The 16,906-nt window shown below is 48.2% G+C and carries 13 protein-coding genes and 1 tRNA gene; 7 read left to right on the top strand and 7 right to left on the bottom strand.

The window, feature by feature from the left end; all coding sequences use genetic code 11:
* Positions 1 to 63: 63 nt before the first annotated feature.
* The 5 genes from L6468_RS04745 to L6468_RS04725 all read right to left on the bottom strand — a co-directional run bounded on the left by L6468_RS04745 (position 64) and on the right by L6468_RS04725 (position 6,893).
* Positions 64 to 2,979, bottom strand: coding sequence for a DUF4450 domain-containing protein (locus L6468_RS04745; RefSeq protein ID WP_237795809.1), 2,916 nt, complete (start codon positions 2,977 to 2,979; stop codon positions 64 to 66).
* Positions 2,976 to 3,167, bottom strand: coding sequence for a hypothetical protein (locus L6468_RS04740; RefSeq protein ID WP_237795807.1), 192 nt, complete (start codon positions 3,165 to 3,167; stop codon positions 2,976 to 2,978). Before L6468_RS04740 ends, L6468_RS04745 begins: the two co-directional genes overlap by 4 nt.
* Before the next feature lie 282 nt (positions 3,168 to 3,449).
* Entirely contained in the window at positions 3,450 to 5,081 is a 1,632-nt protein-coding gene (groL, locus tag L6468_RS04735) for a chaperonin GroEL (protein ID WP_237795805.1), read from the bottom strand.
* A 58-nt stretch (positions 5,082 to 5,139) separates the two neighbouring features.
* Positions 5,140 to 5,412 (bottom strand): co-chaperone GroES, encoded by a 273-nt coding sequence (locus tag L6468_RS04730; protein ID WP_091815438.1) that lies wholly within the window; start codon positions 5,410 to 5,412, stop codon positions 5,140 to 5,142.
* Positions 5,413 to 5,537: 125 nt separating this feature from the next.
* Entirely contained in the window at positions 5,538 to 6,893 is a 1,356-nt protein-coding gene (locus L6468_RS04725) for a rhamnogalacturonidase (protein ID WP_237795803.1), read from the bottom strand.
* A 154-nt stretch (positions 6,894 to 7,047) separates the two neighbouring features.
* Between L6468_RS04725 and sppA the strand changes: the two genes are divergently transcribed.
* The 5 genes from sppA (at position 7,048) to L6468_RS04700 (ending at position 12,078) form a co-directional block, all read left to right on the top strand.
* On the top strand, positions 7,048 to 8,841 hold the full coding sequence (gene sppA, locus L6468_RS04720; RefSeq protein ID WP_091853024.1) for a signal peptide peptidase SppA: 1,794 nt from the start codon (positions 7,048 to 7,050) through the stop codon (positions 8,839 to 8,841).
* A gap of 8 nt (positions 8,842 to 8,849) precedes the next feature.
* Complete coding sequence (lpxK, locus tag L6468_RS04715; protein ID WP_237795801.1) at positions 8,850 to 10,019, top strand: tetraacyldisaccharide 4'-kinase; 1,170 nt, start codon at positions 8,850 to 8,852, stop codon at positions 10,017 to 10,019.
* Positions 9,904 to 10,779, top strand: a complete 876-nt coding sequence (locus L6468_RS04710) for a purine-nucleoside phosphorylase (protein ID WP_091815425.1) — start codon at positions 9,904 to 9,906, stop codon at positions 10,777 to 10,779. Before lpxK ends, L6468_RS04710 begins: the two co-directional genes overlap by 116 nt.
* Before the next feature lie 4 nt (positions 10,780 to 10,783).
* Positions 10,784 to 11,857, top strand: coding sequence for a thiamine-phosphate kinase (gene thiL, locus L6468_RS04705; RefSeq protein WP_091853016.1), 1,074 nt, complete (start codon positions 10,784 to 10,786; stop codon positions 11,855 to 11,857).
* A gap of 148 nt (positions 11,858 to 12,005) precedes the next feature.
* Positions 12,006 to 12,078 (top strand) — tRNA-Phe (locus tag L6468_RS04700).
* Positions 12,079 to 12,208: 130 nt separating this feature from the next.
* Here L6468_RS04700 and L6468_RS04695 read toward each other — a convergent pair.
* Positions 12,209 to 12,829, bottom strand: a complete 621-nt coding sequence (locus L6468_RS04695) for a deoxynucleoside kinase (RefSeq protein ID WP_091815419.1) — start codon at positions 12,827 to 12,829, stop codon at positions 12,209 to 12,211.
* 15 nt (positions 12,830 to 12,844) lie between these two features.
* Positions 12,845 to 13,465 (bottom strand): deoxynucleoside kinase, encoded by a 621-nt coding sequence (locus L6468_RS04690; RefSeq protein ID WP_091815417.1) that lies wholly within the window; start codon positions 13,463 to 13,465, stop codon positions 12,845 to 12,847.
* 115 nt (positions 13,466 to 13,580) lie between these two features.
* Between L6468_RS04690 and coaW the strand changes: the two genes are divergently transcribed.
* Together coaW and L6468_RS04680 are read left to right on the top strand one after the other, a co-directional pair.
* The gene (gene coaW, locus L6468_RS04685; RefSeq protein ID WP_091815414.1) at positions 13,581 to 14,417 is read left to right on the top strand and encodes a type II pantothenate kinase; all 837 of its coding nucleotides are present in this window, start codon (positions 13,581 to 13,583) and stop codon (positions 14,415 to 14,417) included.
* A 41-nt stretch (positions 14,418 to 14,458) separates the two neighbouring features.
* On the top strand, positions 14,459 to 16,903 hold the full coding sequence (locus L6468_RS04680; protein WP_237796646.1) for a zinc-dependent metalloprotease: 2,445 nt from the start codon (positions 14,459 to 14,461) through the stop codon (positions 16,901 to 16,903).
* Positions 16,904 to 16,906 lie beyond the last annotated feature (3 nt).

Here is a 16,906-nt window from a genome sequence, read left to right as displayed (position 1 = left end):
TCCGCAGGCTTCGGACTGTGCGTACGTCCCTAACGTACTGCGAGTCCGAAGCCTACGGATTTTTTATTGCAGCGTGATACCCATCAGTCCTGCAACAATATCGTTTGACAGTACCCGCAGGGTAAGGCTACGCAAGCGTTTCTTTTTATTCAGAGGCATGCGCAACATCTGAGCGGCTCCACCAGGAATCTCCCGTCCATAGACGCCTTTGATATCCAGTGCATTGCCTAAGTCGCGACTCACCGTACCCGTACCCAGACAAACACGATACGGACGAGGATTGGCACTATAGAAAGCTTTGCCGTCAACATAATAGTCCTGCTCTATAGGACACCAGTTATCAGGATTACGCAGAAACAGCGTATCACAGGTATTATCCTCGTAAGTGGCAATAACCAGGGCATTATCGATGCGACTCTGCATGTGGTTCGTACTGCCTGCCATCAACAGATAAGCCGAGGAGGCCTTGCCTTTCAGGGGTACCACGATGCTGTCTGGATAGTTATCCCAGAGCGAGGTATAAACGATATTCCGTCCCTCCTTGGGTGTACGGAAAGGCACACCAGCCACTGTGAACGTATTCTTCTGAATCAGCGTGCGGAATACGGAGTCATTAATCACAGGCGTATATTGCGGGTGACACCACTCTCCCACCCCCTGCACAGGAATCTGAAGGGTCGTGGTCTGAGGTCGAGGCGACAGATACCGATTCTTGAAAATATCGTCCACCTCACTATTAAAATAGTCAGAGATATTCTGCATCTTAAACGGCTTGGAAAGGTCTGGCTCTTCAAGTCCATAGCTGCGCTTGCCTTTCACGATAGGATGCGAGAGACTCATCACATAATCAGCTTTCCTCACCTCTATTACCTGATAACGTTCTGAGGTACCCTCTATTTCACGATAGTTGCCCTTTCCTGTATTCTGACGAATCACAATCTTCAGGGGCTGACGGAAATTCTGTGTCACCTCATAACGCTCTACCCCATCCTTGCGTGTAAACTTATACGACAGATATGGTGTTTTTACTTCAACGCGATCCCATGAACTGGGGAAGCCTGGACGGATGATGCACTGGCCATAGAGCGCTTGAGGGATGATGCCAAAGAGTCCCTGAATAAGCGTACGGCTGCTGATGCCGATACAGTCGCCAAAGTCACGATAACACTCTCCACGGGCAGCATCATAATGAGAAAGTTGTCCGAAGTTGGCAGGCGACTGTCCATAAAACATATTATCCATCACGCTGCCCATCAGCAGGTCGTAGCCCTGTATAGCATCGCCAGCCTCAAAACAGGCCAGCGCCGTATGCATCGTCTCTGCCGTAGCTACATTATTGATACTCCAGGAATAAGGCATCCAGTTGGACGTGGCAATGGTCTTATAGTTGGTATCCTCCACCTTGAAATGCGGTATATTCGACTTCACCCACCTCACGGCCTTGTATGCCTGACTTGGCGTACAGGCCCCACAGTCGATAGGAGTATAGACGCTCCACACGGCAGGCGATTCATGCTTACGCATCAATCCCATAACATCCTGATACTCAGCCCACACACCTTTATCCGTTAGCCATAATCTTTCATTCATTGCCTTGAGGATAGCCTCAGCCTCTTGCTGATAGGGTTTTCCATCCTCACCAATGATCTCTGCGATACGTGCGGCAAGAAGATTACCACGATAGTTATATGCCGAAGCATGAGTCACAGCACCACCACTATAATATAAAGCATCACTGGCCCAGATACAGCAATAGGCATCATAGAGGTGATCACCATCGGGGTCGTAGTTGCGTTTCTCCCACGCCAGATGTCTTTTGATAACAGGCCACATCTGTCGCATATAGGCCGTATCGGCATCATACTGGAAATGCCAGAGCAACTCATCCATATAGTTGAGGTTCATGTCGTAATGGTGCATCTGATTATTGCGCTCAGGATTACGACAGATATAGCCATTCGAATACATCTGGGTGCCCCATTTCTTCTCAGCACGCGCCATATTCATCTTGGCATCCTGCGAGGGATGAGGAATAGTGGGTTCTACATTGGTCACCTGACTCTTGGCATAGGCATTGAAATGGCTCAACTGACGCTCATTCCATCCCAGAACATCACCCACATAGGCAGCACGCCAACCGGCCAGAGGCATGCGCCAGCCTATACAGCCATGCAACCAGGTCTGTCCGTCCCAATCGCCATCGGCAGCAAAGGTCAGGGCACTTCCCAGTGTATTAATATAAGGGTCTGGTGTATTGAACTCGATTCTGCTTTGTAACGCACCGTTATGCATCACAGCTTTCATGAACAACTGTCGTCCCCGCTCGTCGCTGACTGGTGTTATCTGGTTGATAGAGTCAATCACGAAATAAGTCTCGCGCCCTCCGTTCCACTTGCATCCTGAAATATTCCTTTTTTTTGACGAAGCCTCGAAACAGCCTGGCTTATCAGCACCGATGTCACCATTACGACTGAGTTTCGGATTGGCAATATCGCATACCTCAGCAGTATAGACGGCTTCCTTATCGAAATGCTGATCATCAAACAGCCATACAGCCCCTTCCCTATCAGGCATCGCCACGACTGTCAGTTTCAAATAGGCATCCTTCCCCCATCGATTATCCTGCAAGCGGTAGATACGCATGCCGTTCACATAACTCGCCTTACAATAGTCTGTAGAGTCGAGCGCAACGCCATTCACCTCAAAACGAATATGGCGATGGTGATTTTTCTTGACCACAGCAAACACCGGCCGGTCGGATGTCTCCACTCGCCAGTCTGAATAACTGCCATAGAGGGCACGTGTAAATCGATTCTTACCATTCACACAAACAATAGCATCGCCCTCTGGGAAATATTGCTGAACACGTGCCTCATCCTGCTTGCCGTCATTATACGACTGCAATGCACCTGCTATCTGTGCTTCCGCAGATAAAAAGCCAGTAAGGATTAACGACAAAGTCAATACGAAATGCTTCATTGGCGCTTTTCCTTCCATTTCTCAATCCAGTCAATCACATAGCTTTCCAATATCGCAATGATAATCAGAAAACCCAGAGCCATCACAAAGGCCCACCATAAACTATTGGTCAATTTGGCAGCGAAGTTATATACCACTGTAGCCAGTGCAAACTTGACAGCCCAACTAATAATAAACTTCCAATTCATAACAGGGGCAAAGGTAGTGCTTTTTTATGAGATTACCAAAGAAACAACAAAATAAAAGCCGACTGTCTCACGACAACCGGCTTCAAAAACAAACTACTTAAAAACTAATCTACTAAAACAAATCAAAAAATATCTTTTTTCTGTTTGCAAAGTTATACATTAATTTTTATCTGTCCAAACGTTTTTATATCAAAAATTATAGTCTCTTGACATAAATCAAAGAAAATGAGACGTACAGAATACATCTCATTCTCTTTTGTTATATAGAGTTGTCAATTTGGCTTACATCATGCCACCCATGCCTGATGCGCCACCCATAGGCATTGCAGGCTCCTTCTCGGGTTTGTCGCAGATGAGGCACTCGGTGGTGAGGAACATACCTGCGATACTTGCAGCGTTCTCCAAAGCCACACGTGACACTTTAGCAGGATCAATCACACCAGCAGCACGCATATCCTCATATTTGTCAAGACGGGCATTGTAACCGAAGTCACCCTTACCCTCGCGCACCTTCTGTACAACAACGGCACCCTCGCCACCGGCGTTGGTGACAATCTGGCGCAGAGGCTCCTCGATAGCACGCTTGATGATATTGATACCAGTCTGCTCATCAGCATTGTCGCCCTTCAAGTCAGCCAGTGCATCAAGTGCACGGATGTAGGTAGTACCACCACCTGCAACAACACCTTCCTCAATAGCAGCACGGGTAGCGCAGAGAGCATCGTCAACACGATCCTTCTTCTCCTTCATCTCTACCTCGCTGTTAGCACCAACATAAAGCACAGCAACACCACCTGACAACTTAGCCAGACGTTCCTGCAGTTTCTCCTTGTCGTAAGAAGAGGTTGTATTCTCAATCTCAGCCTTAATCTGGTTCACACGGTCCTTGATGGCCTGAGAGTCGCCAGCACCATTCACGATAGTCGTGTTATCCTTTGTAACGGTAAGTTTCTCACAAGTACCCAGCATCTCGAGGGTAGCCTGCTCCAGCTTCAGACCCTTCTCCTCGCTGATAACGGTACCACCTGTCAGTACAGCGATATCCTCGAGCATGGCCTTACGACGGTCACCGAAGCCAGGCGCCTTCACTGCACAAATCTTCAGACCACCACGCAGACGGTTTACAACCAGTGTGGTCAGAGCTTCAGAGTCAACATCCTCAGCGATAATCAGCAAAGGACGACCGCTCTCGGCAGCAGGCTGCAGGATGGGCAGGAACTCCTTGATATTAGAAATCTTCTTATCATAGATAAGGATGTAGGGGTTCTCCATAGCACACTCCATCTTCTCACTATCTGTAACGAAGTAAGCTGACAGATAACCACGGTCGAACTGCATACCCTCAACAACACCGATATGTGTATCGCGGCTCTTGCTCTCCTCGATGGTGATAACACCGTCCTTTGAAACCTTACGCATAGCCTCAGCCAGCAGTTCACCAATCTCCTTATCATTGTTAGCAGATACGGTAGCTACCTGCTCAATCTTATCGTAGTTGTCACCAACCTGCTCAGCATTCTTAGCGATGAACTCGGTAACAGCCTTCACAGCCTTATCGATACCACGCTTCAGGTCCATGGGGTTAGCACCGGCAGTAACATTCTTCAGACCCTCTGACACGATAGCCTGAGCCAGGATAGTAGCTGTTGTTGTACCATCACCAGCATCATCACCTGTCTTAGAAGCAACACTCTTTACGAGCTGTGCACCTGTGTTCTCGAAGTGGTCCTCGAGTTCAATCTCCTTAGCAACAGACACACCGTCCTTGGTAATCTGGGGAGCACCGAACTTCTTCTCGATAACTACGTTACGACCCTTAGGACCAAGAGTCACCTTAACTGCGTTTGCCAACTGGTCAACACCCTTCTTCATTGCGTCACGGGCGTCAATATTGAATTTAATCTCTTTTGCCATGATTCTTTTCTTAATTATTTATTATTACGTGAAAACGTTATATCGTTATAACGCCACATTATTTCTCGATGATAGCAAGTACGTCGCTCTGACGCATCATCAGGAACTTCTCACCCTCGAGTTCAATCTCAGTGCCGCTGTATTTGCCATAAAGCACTTCATCACCAGCCTTGAGGATCATCTCCTCATCCTTGGTACCCTTACCAACGGCCTTGATAACACCACGAAGGGGTTTCTCTTTTGCTGTATCTGGAATAATGATTCCACCGATTTTCTCTTCAGCCGGTGCAGGAACTACCAACACGCGGTCTGCTAATGGTTTGATGTTCATAATTCTAAGTATTTTTAAGTTGTAAATAAATTCGTCTGCCTTTGGCATTGCGAAAAGCGTGCCAAACTGTCCTTACTGACAATTTGGCACGCCCTCAAAGTCACCTTTATATATAATATAAGGTATTAGTCTTTTTTCTCACCGTTAATCACCACATTCTTCACCTTGCAGTTCTCTATCAGAGAAGCATTGAAAGCTTTCTTCTGATCCTTCACATTGACATTCTCAAAAGTGAAGTCCAACAAGCGGTATTTCTCACTCTTGCCTACATCGAAGAAGTTCTTACAGTCCATCTGGATATTGCGGATAGTAATATTATTACACTGTGACAGAGGCATATCCTTACGCTCCTCAGGTTTGAAGAACTGTGTCCAGGGACGTACCACCAAGAAAGAAGTACAATCGCCTGTCATATCTTCCACTGTGACATACTCATAATGCTGTGGTGTGTCAGGACGCATTTTTAACCAAATCACGCGATTGGCCTCATGCACCTTACAACGACGCAGGATGACATTCCTGTCATGCAAGCTCTCAGACCCCAGTGTCATACAGCCATGCACCTTTCCGTAAGTACAGTCGGTCACCATGATATTTGAGCAGGGACCATTATCCGGCATGGTGTCAGCCCAGGTACCCTTACCACCTTTCAGTACAACAGCATCATCACAGACGCTCATATAGCAGCCACTGACAAGCACATTCTTGCAGACATCCAGGTCGATGGCATCACTCGAGGGGGCACCACGCTTAGGATCTACGGGTGTCACATTATCAGTAGGTGCATAGATATAGCAGCCTAGGTAGCGCACATTCTCACACTTATAGAGGTGATTGGTCCAGAAAGCCGAGTTAATGATACGCGCATCCTGCACCGTAACATTCTTACTGTTAGAAATATACACATTACGGGGACGCATAGCCTCCAGGTTCGTGCAGTTCCTGTTGATCTTGCGGCGAATCCAGAACTCCTCCCAGAAAGCCTGTCCGTTGCCATTGATGGTACCAGGTCCGGTAATGGTAAATCCATCCACGCCATCGGCATTCACCAATGCAGCGAAATAGTCGAGTGTCTGTCCCTCCAGACGGGTCTTCAGAATCTTATAGTCACGAATACGGTCACTGCCTCGCAGTTCGCCATGCTCTTCTATCAACAGGTGTGTGCCTTGCTTGAAAAACAGCGAACCACTCACCACGAAGCCACGAGGAATGACAATAACGCCACCACCCTCGTTGGCACAACGGTCAATGACGGCCTGTATCTTTTCTGTCTGTACCTGTTCAGAGCAATTCTTCACGCCATAGTCGGTCACCACATAGCGCTTGCCCAACTTGTTAACATCTACCCTCGAAGTATCACTAAACCACGCAGAAATAGGTGTTCCATCAGGCCACAAATCCTGCTTCACCACTTTCTTCTTACCCATCGCCATCGTGCAAAGCAACAGTAACACCAGGCCAATTATCAATCTTTGTTTCATCCTTTTAATTTAGTTTTATGATTAGTTTCGTGCTGCAAAGTTACGCATAAAAAATATAAAATCATACATTTTATGGATTTTTTGTTGAAGATTAAAAAAAATATCGTAACTTTGCACGGAATATACTTAAACCAAAAGACCAAAGAAAAAGAAAATGAAAGAGTTCTTCAAGTATGCATTGGCTACCGTCTGCGGCATCATCGCACTTGGTATCGTGGCTGGAATCATCATGATGATTTCATTTGCCGGCATCGTGGCCAGCGGAAACGCCACCACAGAGATTAAAGAAAATTCCGTATTGGTATTCAAACTGAACGGAACGGTCAATGAGCGTACGGAAGAAGGTACGCCCTTTGATGCACTGCTTGGTACTGCCGACATGTCAGACATGGGGTTGGACGACATTGTCGCTGCCATCAAGAAGGCCAAGAATAACGAAGACATCAAGGGTATATATATTGAGGGCGGCGCCACCGTTTTCGACTCTCCCGCCACAGCCCAGCAGGTGCGCGATGCCCTGGAGGATTTCAAGAAGAGTGGCAAATGGATAATCGCCTATGCCGACCAGTATCTTCAGGCCAGCTACTACGTAGCCTCTGTTGCCGACAGTCTGTTTATTAACAAGACCGGCATGATTGATTTCAAGGGTATGGGTGGCAAAGGCTACTACATGACCGGACTCTATGAGAAAGTAGGCGTGAAATACCAGTGCACCCGTGTGGGTAAATACAAGAGCGCCGTTGAGAGCGTTACCCGCAAGGACATGAGTGACAATGACCGCGAACAGCGCTTGGCCATGTATCAGGGCATCTGGCAGCATTGGCTGAAGCAGATGGCTGCAAGTCGTAAGGTTACGGCAGAGCAGTTGAACAAGGTGGCCGACGACAGCATCATGGTATTCGCTAATATCAATGATTACAAGACCGCGAAACTGATTGACGGTGCCATGTATCCTGATGCCATCAAGAATATCATCAAGGATAAGTTAGGACTCGACGAGGACGACGATATCAACCAGGTGACGATGAGCGAAATGCTCAATGTGCCTGAGGATGAGAAGGAAGACGGTGGCAAGATTGCCATCTATTATGCTTATGGCGAGATTGTGGACCAGCCACTGAGCGGTTTTGCTTCTGAACATGCCATCGTGGGCAGCGAGGTAGTAGAAGACCTGAAGAAGCTGGCTGATGATGACGACATCAAAGCCGTGGTGATGCGCGTCAATTCTCCTGGCGGCAGTGCCATTGCCTCTGAACAGATTTGGCACGCCATCAAGTTGCTGAAGGAGAAGAAGCCTATTGTTGTTTCCATGGGCGGCTATGCAGCATCTGGTGGTTATATGATCAGTGCTCCCGCTAATTATATCATAGCTGAACCCACCACCGTTACCGGTTCTATTGGTATCTTCGGTCTGATTCCCAATGCCAGCGAACTTGTTACGGAGAAATTGGGTGTGACATGGGATGGTGTGCAGACCAACAAGCACACCGACTACGAAACCAATCTCGTCTTCGGAAAGGACAACGAAGAGGAACTCAGATTCCTCCAGACCTACGTGGACCGTGGTTACGACACCTTCCTCAGCATCGTAGCAGAGGGCCGTGGAATGACCAAAGATCAGGTACACGAGATTGCACAGGGTCGCGTATGGTTGGCCACCGACGCCCTGCCTATCAAGTTGGTAGACAAGATTGGTTCACTGAACGATGCAGTAAAGAAGGCTGCCGAACTGGCAGATTGCAGTGAATACTACACGGCTCCCTACCCCGGAAAGGCCAACTGGTTCGATCAGTTGCTGGCAGCTACCGACGATTCAAAAGGCACCTACCTGGATCAGCAGTTGAAAGAGACGCTGGGCGAGCTCTACGAGCCTGTCATCGAACTGCGCAAGGATTGTCAGCGTAATCGTCTGCAGGCAAGATTCCCCTTTGCTACAACTATTAAATAAGAAAGGATTTGGAAGGCGACTTCATCAAAATAAACCGCTGGCTGCAGCCACTGAGTTGGTTCTACGGTCTGGGCGTGCGATTCAGGAACACCTTGTTTGAGACAGGTTTTCTGAAGAGCAGGTCATTCTCCATACCTGTCATCTCCGTAGGTAATATCACCGTGGGAGGTACAGGCAAGACACCACACGTGGAATATTTGATCAGGTTACTCCAAGACCATTCCCGCGTGGCGGTATTAAGCAGAGGCTACAAGCGGAAGTCGCATGGTTTCCAGATTGCCAACGAGTCGAGCACTGCCCGTACCATTGGTGATGAGCCCTTCCAGATGAAGCAGAAATTCCCGAAGGTCATCGTTGCCGTCGACAAAAACCGTGTCCACGGCATCGAGGCCCTGAACCAGAAGTATCAGGATATCGATGTCATCCTGCTCGATGATGCATTCCAGCATCGTTACGTGAAACCGGGCATCAACATCCTGCTGGTGGACTATCACCGACTGATTATCTATGACACACTGTTGCCTGCCGGTCGTCTGCGCGAGCCGCTCACAGGAAAGAACCGTGCCGACATGGTGATTATCACGAAATGTCCGAAGGACTTAAAACCTATGGAGTATCGTGTGATTACCAAAGCCATGGATCTCTATCCCTACCAGCAGATATTCTTCACCACACTGGAATATGGAGAACTGACACCGCTATTCAAGAAAGAAGCACCGACGGTGAATCTTGACAAGCTCAAAGACCACAACGCACTTCTTCTTACAGGTATCGCCTCTCCCCGTCAGATGAAGGAAGACCTCACACCGGTAGTATCAAAGTTATCGATGCTCAGTTTCCCTGACCATCACGCCTTCAGTCAGAAGGATATCGAACAGATCAGCAGTGAGTTTGCCAAACTCCTCTCACCCAAATGCATCATCACAACCGAGAAAGACGCGGCCCGCATCATTGGGTTAAAGGGACTCTGCGAAGAAATCAAAGAAAATATATACATACTTCCTGTACGCATCAAGTTCATGCTCAATCAGGAAGAGAAGTTTAACGATAATATTATAGGCTATGTACGAAAAAATTCTAGAAACAGCATCCTGGTTAAAAGAAAGGATGACAACAAGCCCAAAGACGGCAATCATTCTGGGGACAGGCCTCGGACAATTAGCTTCAGAAATAACTGACGCACTTGAGATACCCTATAGTGAAATACCCAACTTTCCCATTTCTACGGTAGAAGGCCATAGCGGCAAACTGATTTTTGGCAAGCTTGGCGGCGTGGATATCATGGCGATGAAAGGGCGTTTCCATTTCTACGAGGGATACTCGATGAAAGAGGTAACATTCCCTGTCCGTGTGATGTACGAACTGGGCATCAAGACGCTCTTTGTCTCTAATGCTGCTGGTGGCATGAACCCCGGTTTCAAGATTGGCGACCTGATGGTGATTACCGACCATATCAATTTCTTCCCCGAGCATCCTCTGCGCGGAAAGAACTTCCCTACCGGTCCCCGTTTCCCGGATATGCACGAGACCTACGACCAGTCGCTTATCAAACTGGCCAGCCAGATTGCACGCGAGAAGAAGATTCGTCTGCAGTATGGTGTCTACATGGGCGTCCAGGGTCCTACCTTCGAAACTCCAGCAGAGTATAAGATGTACCGCATCCTGGGTGGCGACACCGTAGGTATGAGCACCGTTCCTGAGGTTATCGTGGCTCACCACTGCGGCATCCGCACCTTTGGTATTTCTGTTGTCACCGACCTGGGTGGCTTCGACATCCCCGTTGAGGTTTCCCATGAGGAGGTTCAGGAGGCTGCCGACAAGGCCCAGCCTATCATGACAGAGATTATGCGTGAGATGATTGTACGTTCTGAGAAACTGGAGCACACCAAGGAGGAACAGTTCAATACCGATCACCCAACAGAGGATTGGAAAAAGTAAAGAAATGGAAATAGCAAAATTAGGAGAATTTGGTCTTATTGACCGTCTGACAAAAGACTTAGAAAACAAAAATGAATCAACAAAGTACGGCGTGGGCGATGACTGCGCCGTACTTCACTACCCTGATAGCGAGGTTCTCGTCACCACCGACCTGCTGATGGAGGGCGTACACTTCGATCTCACCTATATCGACCTGAAGCATCTGGGCTATAAGTCGGCCATGGTGAATATCAGTGATGTGTTTGCCATGAACGGCACCCCACGACAAATCACCGTATCGCTGGCCCTCAGCAAACGCTTCACCGTAGAGGATATGGAAGAATTCTACGCTGGTCTCCGATTGGCTTGCGAGAAATGGAACGTCGATATCGTGGGTGGTGACACCACCTCTTCTTATACCGGACTAGCCATCAGCATCACCTGCATCGGTGAAGCCCGCAAGGAAGATATCGTCTATCGCAACGGTGCAAAGAATACCGACCTTATCTGTGTCTCTGGCGACCTTGGTGCAGCCTATATGGGTCTGCAACTGTTGGAGCGCGAGAAGAGCGTGTACTATCAGCAGGTAAACGAGGCCAAGAAGAAAGGCGACAACAAAGCCCTTGAGGAACTGGCTCATTTCAACCCCGACTTTGCCGGCAAGGAATATCTCCTTCAGCGCCAACTTCAGACTGAGGCCCGCGGTGATATCATCAACAAACTGCGCGAGGCAGGCGTTCATCCCACTGCCATGATGGATATCAGCGATGGTCTGTCATCAGAACTGATGCATATATGCAAACAGAGCGGTGTGGGCTGCCGTATCTTCGAGAAAGAAATCCCCATCGACTACCAGACAGCTGTGATGGCTGAGGAGATGAACATGAATGTTACCACCTGCGCCCTCAATGGCGGTGAGGACTACGAACTGCTCTTCACTGTGCCCATTGGCGACCTGGACAAGGTAAAGGACATGGAAGGTGTGCGTATGATTGGTCATATCACCGACCAGAAATATGGCCATATTCTCGTCACACGCGACAACCAGGAATTCGAACTCAAGGCCCAAGGTTGGAACCCATTAAACGACCAAAAGTAAAGAATTGAAGCGAATTTTTCAACAATAACGCTTCTACAGAGGAGAAAATTCTTAAAAACTGCAAAATAATTGACCAAACGTTTGGTCAATTATTTTTTTATTTGTACCTTTGCACCCGCAAACGAAAGGATTGCAGTGAACACATGATGGTGCCTTAGCTCAGTTGGTAGAGCATCGGACTGAAAATCCGTGTGTCCCCGGTTCGATTCCTGGAGGTACCACTCCTCCTTTCATTATGAATCCCGTGTAAGTCGAAAGACTGAAACGGGATTTTTCTTTTCCCCTTTTTCCAATCAGTAAACGACAAGAGTCCTTCCCCCTCCTATTACAAAAAAATGGAGTAACTGTGCGTTACTCCATTGGGAAAAGTCCAAACAATTTTGCGTCTATCATATCCGTGACCTGCTTGAAGTCCTCCGGGTTATCACCAAACTTGCAGTGATCACCGTCGACCACAATCAGCGGACCTTTATAGTCGGCTATCCATTCCTCATACCTGCGGCTCAGTCCTTCCAGATAATCCAGTCGCATGGTCTGCTCATACTCACGACCGCGCTTCTGAATCTGTGCCACCAGCGTCGGGATACTGCTACGGATATAGATCATCAGTTCCGGCAACTTCACCAGCGACATCATCAGGTCAAACAAGTCCTTATAGTTCTGGAAGTCGCGGTCACTCATCATACCCTGTCCATGCAGGTTGGGTGCGAAGATGCATGCATCCTCGAAAATCGTGCGGTCCTGAATGATGGTCTCCTTTGAATTGGCAATCTCCACCACCTCCTTAAAACGCTTATTCAGGAAGTATATCTGCAGGTTAAACGACCAACGTTTCATGTCAGCATAGAAATCCTCCAGATACGGATTATTATCTACAGGTTCAAATCTTGGCGTCCAGCCATAACGGTGGGCCAACATCTTTGTCAGAGTGGTCTTACCACTTCCTATGTTTCCGGCTATTGCGATATGCATATTGTTATAATATTTTTATTCAGGGAAAAGTCCAAACAGTGTACTGTCGATACGGTCGACAATACGTGCAAAATCCTTCGGGTTATTCTGATAGTCCAGTTCATCTTTCTCGATGACCATCACCTTACCCTTATACATCTTATAGATAAACTCATCGTAACGACGGTTCAGGTTCTCCAGATATTCCAGCTTCATGGTCTGCTCATACTCACGTCCGCGCTTCTGGATATTACCTACCAGATGAGGGACAGACGCCCGGAGATAGATCATCAAATCAGGATAATGTACTACACTCATCATCTGTTCAAAGAGCTCCATATAAGTCTCATAGTCGCGATCAGAGAGATTACCCATGGCCTTGTTGTTCTGCATGAACACATAGACACCCTCAAAGATAGAACGGTCCTGAACAATGGTATGCTCTGATTTTTCAATCTCTATGAGATCACGGAAACGCTCTTTCAGGAAGTACACTTCCAGATTGAACGACCAACGATGGATATCACGATAATAGTCTTCCAAATACGGATTATGGTCAACAGCCTCGAAACGTGCTTCCCATCCGTAATGACGGGCCAGCATACGAGTAAGTGTTGACTTTCCGCTTCCAATATTTCCTGCTACTGCTATATGCATTTTCTAAGGTTTCTGAGCGCAAAGGTACTAAAATATTACGAAACAACAAAATTCTTAATTCTTAATTCTTAATTCTTAATTAAATTATGTACCTTTGCGCAAAATTCTTATAACTATGGGTATTATAATAGGTATAGACGTGGGCATCAGCACCACGAAGATTGTAGGATTGAAGAATGGCCGTGTGGTTTCACCCATTCGCATCACGGCTGCCGACCAGGTAACATCGCTCTATGGTGCATTCGGAAGATACCTGCATGACAACAAAGTAGAATTGAAGGATGTAGAACAGGTGATGCTGACAGGTGTCGGTGCTGCCTATATTGACGAACCGGTATACGGTATCCCCACGCAAAAGGTTGACGAGTTTATTGCCGATGGTCTGGGAGCACGCTTCGAGAGCGGCCTCTCCAAGGCAATCGTTGTGTCAATGGGCACAGGAACCAGTTTTGTACAGTGCGACGGTGATGATATCCGCCATATCGGTGGACTCGGTATCGGTGGCGGTACGCTGCAGGGACTGAGCCGAGTGATGCTGAACACACGCGACCAGAAGCAGATTCAGAGTCTGGCCATGCAGGGCGACATCCATAATATCAACCTGCTTATCGGTGATATCTCCACCCACCCGCTGCCCGGTCTGCCCATGAATGCCACAGCCAGTCTGTTCTCCAAGGCACAGTACGACGCACCGAAGGAAGATATCGCACTGGGCATCATCGTCATGGTGCTGCAGAGTATTGGCTCTGCTGCCATCCTGTCGGCACTCAACTCAGGCATCAAGGACTTTGTTCTCATCGGTAACCTCACGCTGCTGCCTCAGTGCAAGGAGGTATATCCCATGCTTGAGAAACTCTACCAGGTACATTTCCACATTCCAAAGTTCGCCGAGTTCTGCACAGCTATCGGTGCAGCCCTGGCTTATCATCAAAACCAAGAATCAACCAGATAACTATGATTTACAAACATTTTCTGACTGTTGCAGCAGGATTGATGCTGACAGCAACCGTTCAAGCCAAGCCGTTTTATGCTGTAAAGGCTGACACACTTAAGAAGGATACCACCGTTACCGACACGACAAAAGTCGAAAAGGAAGACGTAAAGTCTAAGGTAAAGAAAGAACCAAAAGAGACTGAGTATCAAAAGATTATCAAGAAAGGAGGCACCGTAACCGACGGTCTTTTCCGCGTACGTCATATCGAAGACAAATACTATTTCGAGGTACCCGACTCCATGTTGGGACGCTATATTCTCTGTGTCACCCGCTTCACTGCCGTGCCTCAGAACTTCGGCCAGTTTGCCGGAGAGGAAATCACCCATTCCACCATCTATTTCGAGAAACGCGACACCAGTCAGATAATGATCAGACAGTATGTCTTATCACATCTGGCCGACAATGGCGATAATATCTCTCGCACCCTGGAGCAGTCCACCATCGACCCCATCGTGCAGTCATTTAAGGTTATTGGTCAGAATGAAGAGAAAAATGCCAGCCTCATCGAGGTTACATCGCTCTTCAATAGCGACAACAACCTGATGAGTTTCTCCAACACCGACAAGACCACTTTGAAGGTCGGTGGCCTGATGAAGGACCGCACCTTCATCGATACCATCAAGGTGTTCCCAACCAATATCGAGGTAGCCACCACCCGCACCTACGGTTCTTCGCCTGCCCGTTCAGAGGCATCAAGGACAGGTACTATCACCATGGCTTTCAACACGTCAATGGTGCTTCTGCCCAAGGAGCCTATGCGCAAGCGTCTGTGGGACGACCGTGTAGGTTATTTCGTGAATAACTTCGTGCGTTTCAGTGATGACCAGCACAAGACCGAACACGAATCGATTATCTCACGCTACCGTCTGGTGCCCAAGAACAAGAAGAAATACCTGCGTGGCGAACTGACCGAGCCCGAGAAGCAGATTGTGTATTATATCGACCCAGCCACTCCCAAGAAGTGGATTCCCTATCTGATTCAGGGTATCAACGACTGGAACGTAGCATTCGAGGCTGCCGGTTTCAAGAACGCCATCACAGCCAAGGTGCTGCCCGAGGATGACCCCAACGTGAGTCTGGAGGATGCCCGTTATTCTGTACTGCGCTATCTGCCCTCAGAGACAGAGAACGCCTATGGTCCCCGCATTGTTGACCCACGCTCTGGTGAGATTATCGAGGCTCATATCTGCTGGTTCCATAACGTCATGAACCTGCTCACAAAATGGTATATGGTGCAGTGCGGTGCAATAGACAAGCGTGCACAGACCATGCATTTCGACGACAAGCTGATGGGCGAACTCATCCGTTTCGTTTCAAGTCATGAGGTAGGTCACTCACTGGGACTGCGTCACAACATGGGTGCTTCGTTTGCTACACCCGTTGAGAAGTTGCGCGACAAGGCATGGGTTGAGAAAAATGGCCATACAGCCAGCATCATGGACTATGCCCGTTTCAACTATGTGGCACAGCCCGAGGACAACATCTCTTCCAAAGGTCTGTTTCCTCGTATCAACGACTACGACAAATGGGCTATCAAGTGGGGTTATCAGTGGCGCCCTGAGTTCAAGGATGAATACGAGGAGAAGGAAAAACTCATGACCGAGACAACGAATATCCTGAAAGGTAACCCACGTCTTTGGTTTGGTGGTGAGGGACGTAATGAGGATCCGCGCGCCCAGACCGAGGACCTGAGCGACAACAATGTCAAGGCCTCTGAATATGGTATCAAGAACCTGAAGCGCGTCATGCAGCACCTGCCTCAATGGACCAAGGAGGAAAACGACCAGTATGATGATCTCGTAGAGATGTATAAGGCCGTTACCGATCAGTTCAACCGTTACATGAACCATGTAGCCAAGAATATCGGTGGCCGTTATATCAACAACATGCCAGGCATGGAGCCTTATTCCCCAGTGCCTGCAGCCCGTCAGCGCGAGGCTCTGCAGTATCTGGGCAGAAATATCTTCGAGGCTCCCGAGTGGCTCTATCCCGCAAATATTCTGTCTAAGAGCGGTGCCGATGCCGGTACCACCCAACAGCAACAGCAGACGAATCTGCTCACCCGTCTGATGACACCCCTGATGCTGAGCAATATCAGCACCAGCGACTATGCCGTCAATCAGTATCTGGACGACCTCTTTGCACAGGTATGGACAGCACCAAAGAGCAGCAGTTCTTTCCAGCAGAAGGCCCGTCGCCAGTTGCAACGTTCGTATGTGCAGAACTTGAACAGTCTGCTCAATCCTTCAGAAGCCGACCTCAAGGGAGCTATGTCACGCAACTACAACTCAGACGCCATGCTCTATGTGCTGCAGAACCTGCAGAAGGTAGAGACCTACTGTCAGCAGCAGATGAAGGCATCTGAGGGTATCAATGCCCTGCATTTCGAAGATCTGCTCCGCGAGATAAAACTTATCCGCGAGCGCCGCACCACAGTAAAATAAGAT

This window comes from Prevotella communis, assembly GCF_022024115.1.
GTDB classification, from domain to species: domain Bacteria; phylum Bacteroidota; class Bacteroidia; order Bacteroidales; family Bacteroidaceae; genus Prevotella; species Prevotella communis.
The sequence above is the reverse complement of the archived record's forward strand: the minus strand, read 5'-3'. Positions and strand labels throughout refer to the sequence as shown.

What these genes read in the sequence shown, in the direction of transcription:
- groL (WP_237795805.1), bottom strand. Translation starts at nt 5,081, where the DNA reads ATGGCAAAAGAGATTAAATTCAATATTGACGCCCGTGACGCAATGAAG.
- thiL (WP_091853016.1), top strand. Translation starts at nt 10,784, where the DNA reads ATGGAAATAGCAAAATTAGGAGAATTTGGTCTTATTGACCGTCTGACA.
- L6468_RS04740 (WP_237795807.1), bottom strand. Translation starts at nt 3,167, where the DNA reads ATGAATTGGAAGTTTATTATTAGTTGGGCTGTCAAGTTTGCACTGGCT.
- L6468_RS04690 (WP_091815417.1), bottom strand. Translation starts at nt 13,465, where the DNA reads ATGCATATAGCAGTAGCAGGAAATATTGGAAGCGGAAAGTCAACACTT.
- sppA (WP_091853024.1), top strand. Translation starts at nt 7,048, where the DNA reads ATGAAAGAGTTCTTCAAGTATGCATTGGCTACCGTCTGCGGCATCATC.
- L6468_RS04730 (WP_091815438.1), bottom strand. Translation starts at nt 5,412, where the DNA reads ATGAACATCAAACCATTAGCAGACCGCGTGTTGGTAGTTCCTGCACCG.
- L6468_RS04745 (WP_237795809.1), bottom strand. Translation starts at nt 2,979, where the DNA reads ATGAAGCATTTCGTATTGACTTTGTCGTTAATCCTTACTGGCTTTTTA.
- coaW (WP_091815414.1), top strand. Translation starts at nt 13,581, where the DNA reads ATGGGTATTATAATAGGTATAGACGTGGGCATCAGCACCACGAAGATT.
- L6468_RS04680 (WP_237796646.1), top strand. Translation starts at nt 14,459, where the DNA reads ATGCTGACAGCAACCGTTCAAGCCAAGCCGTTTTATGCTGTAAAGGCT.
- L6468_RS04725 (WP_237795803.1), bottom strand. Translation starts at nt 6,893, where the DNA reads ATGAAACAAAGATTGATAATTGGCCTGGTGTTACTGTTGCTTTGCACG.
- L6468_RS04710 (WP_091815425.1), top strand. Translation starts at nt 9,904, where the DNA reads ATGTACGAAAAAATTCTAGAAACAGCATCCTGGTTAAAAGAAAGGATG.
- L6468_RS04695 (WP_091815419.1), bottom strand. Translation starts at nt 12,829, where the DNA reads ATGCATATCGCAATAGCCGGAAACATAGGAAGTGGTAAGACCACTCTG.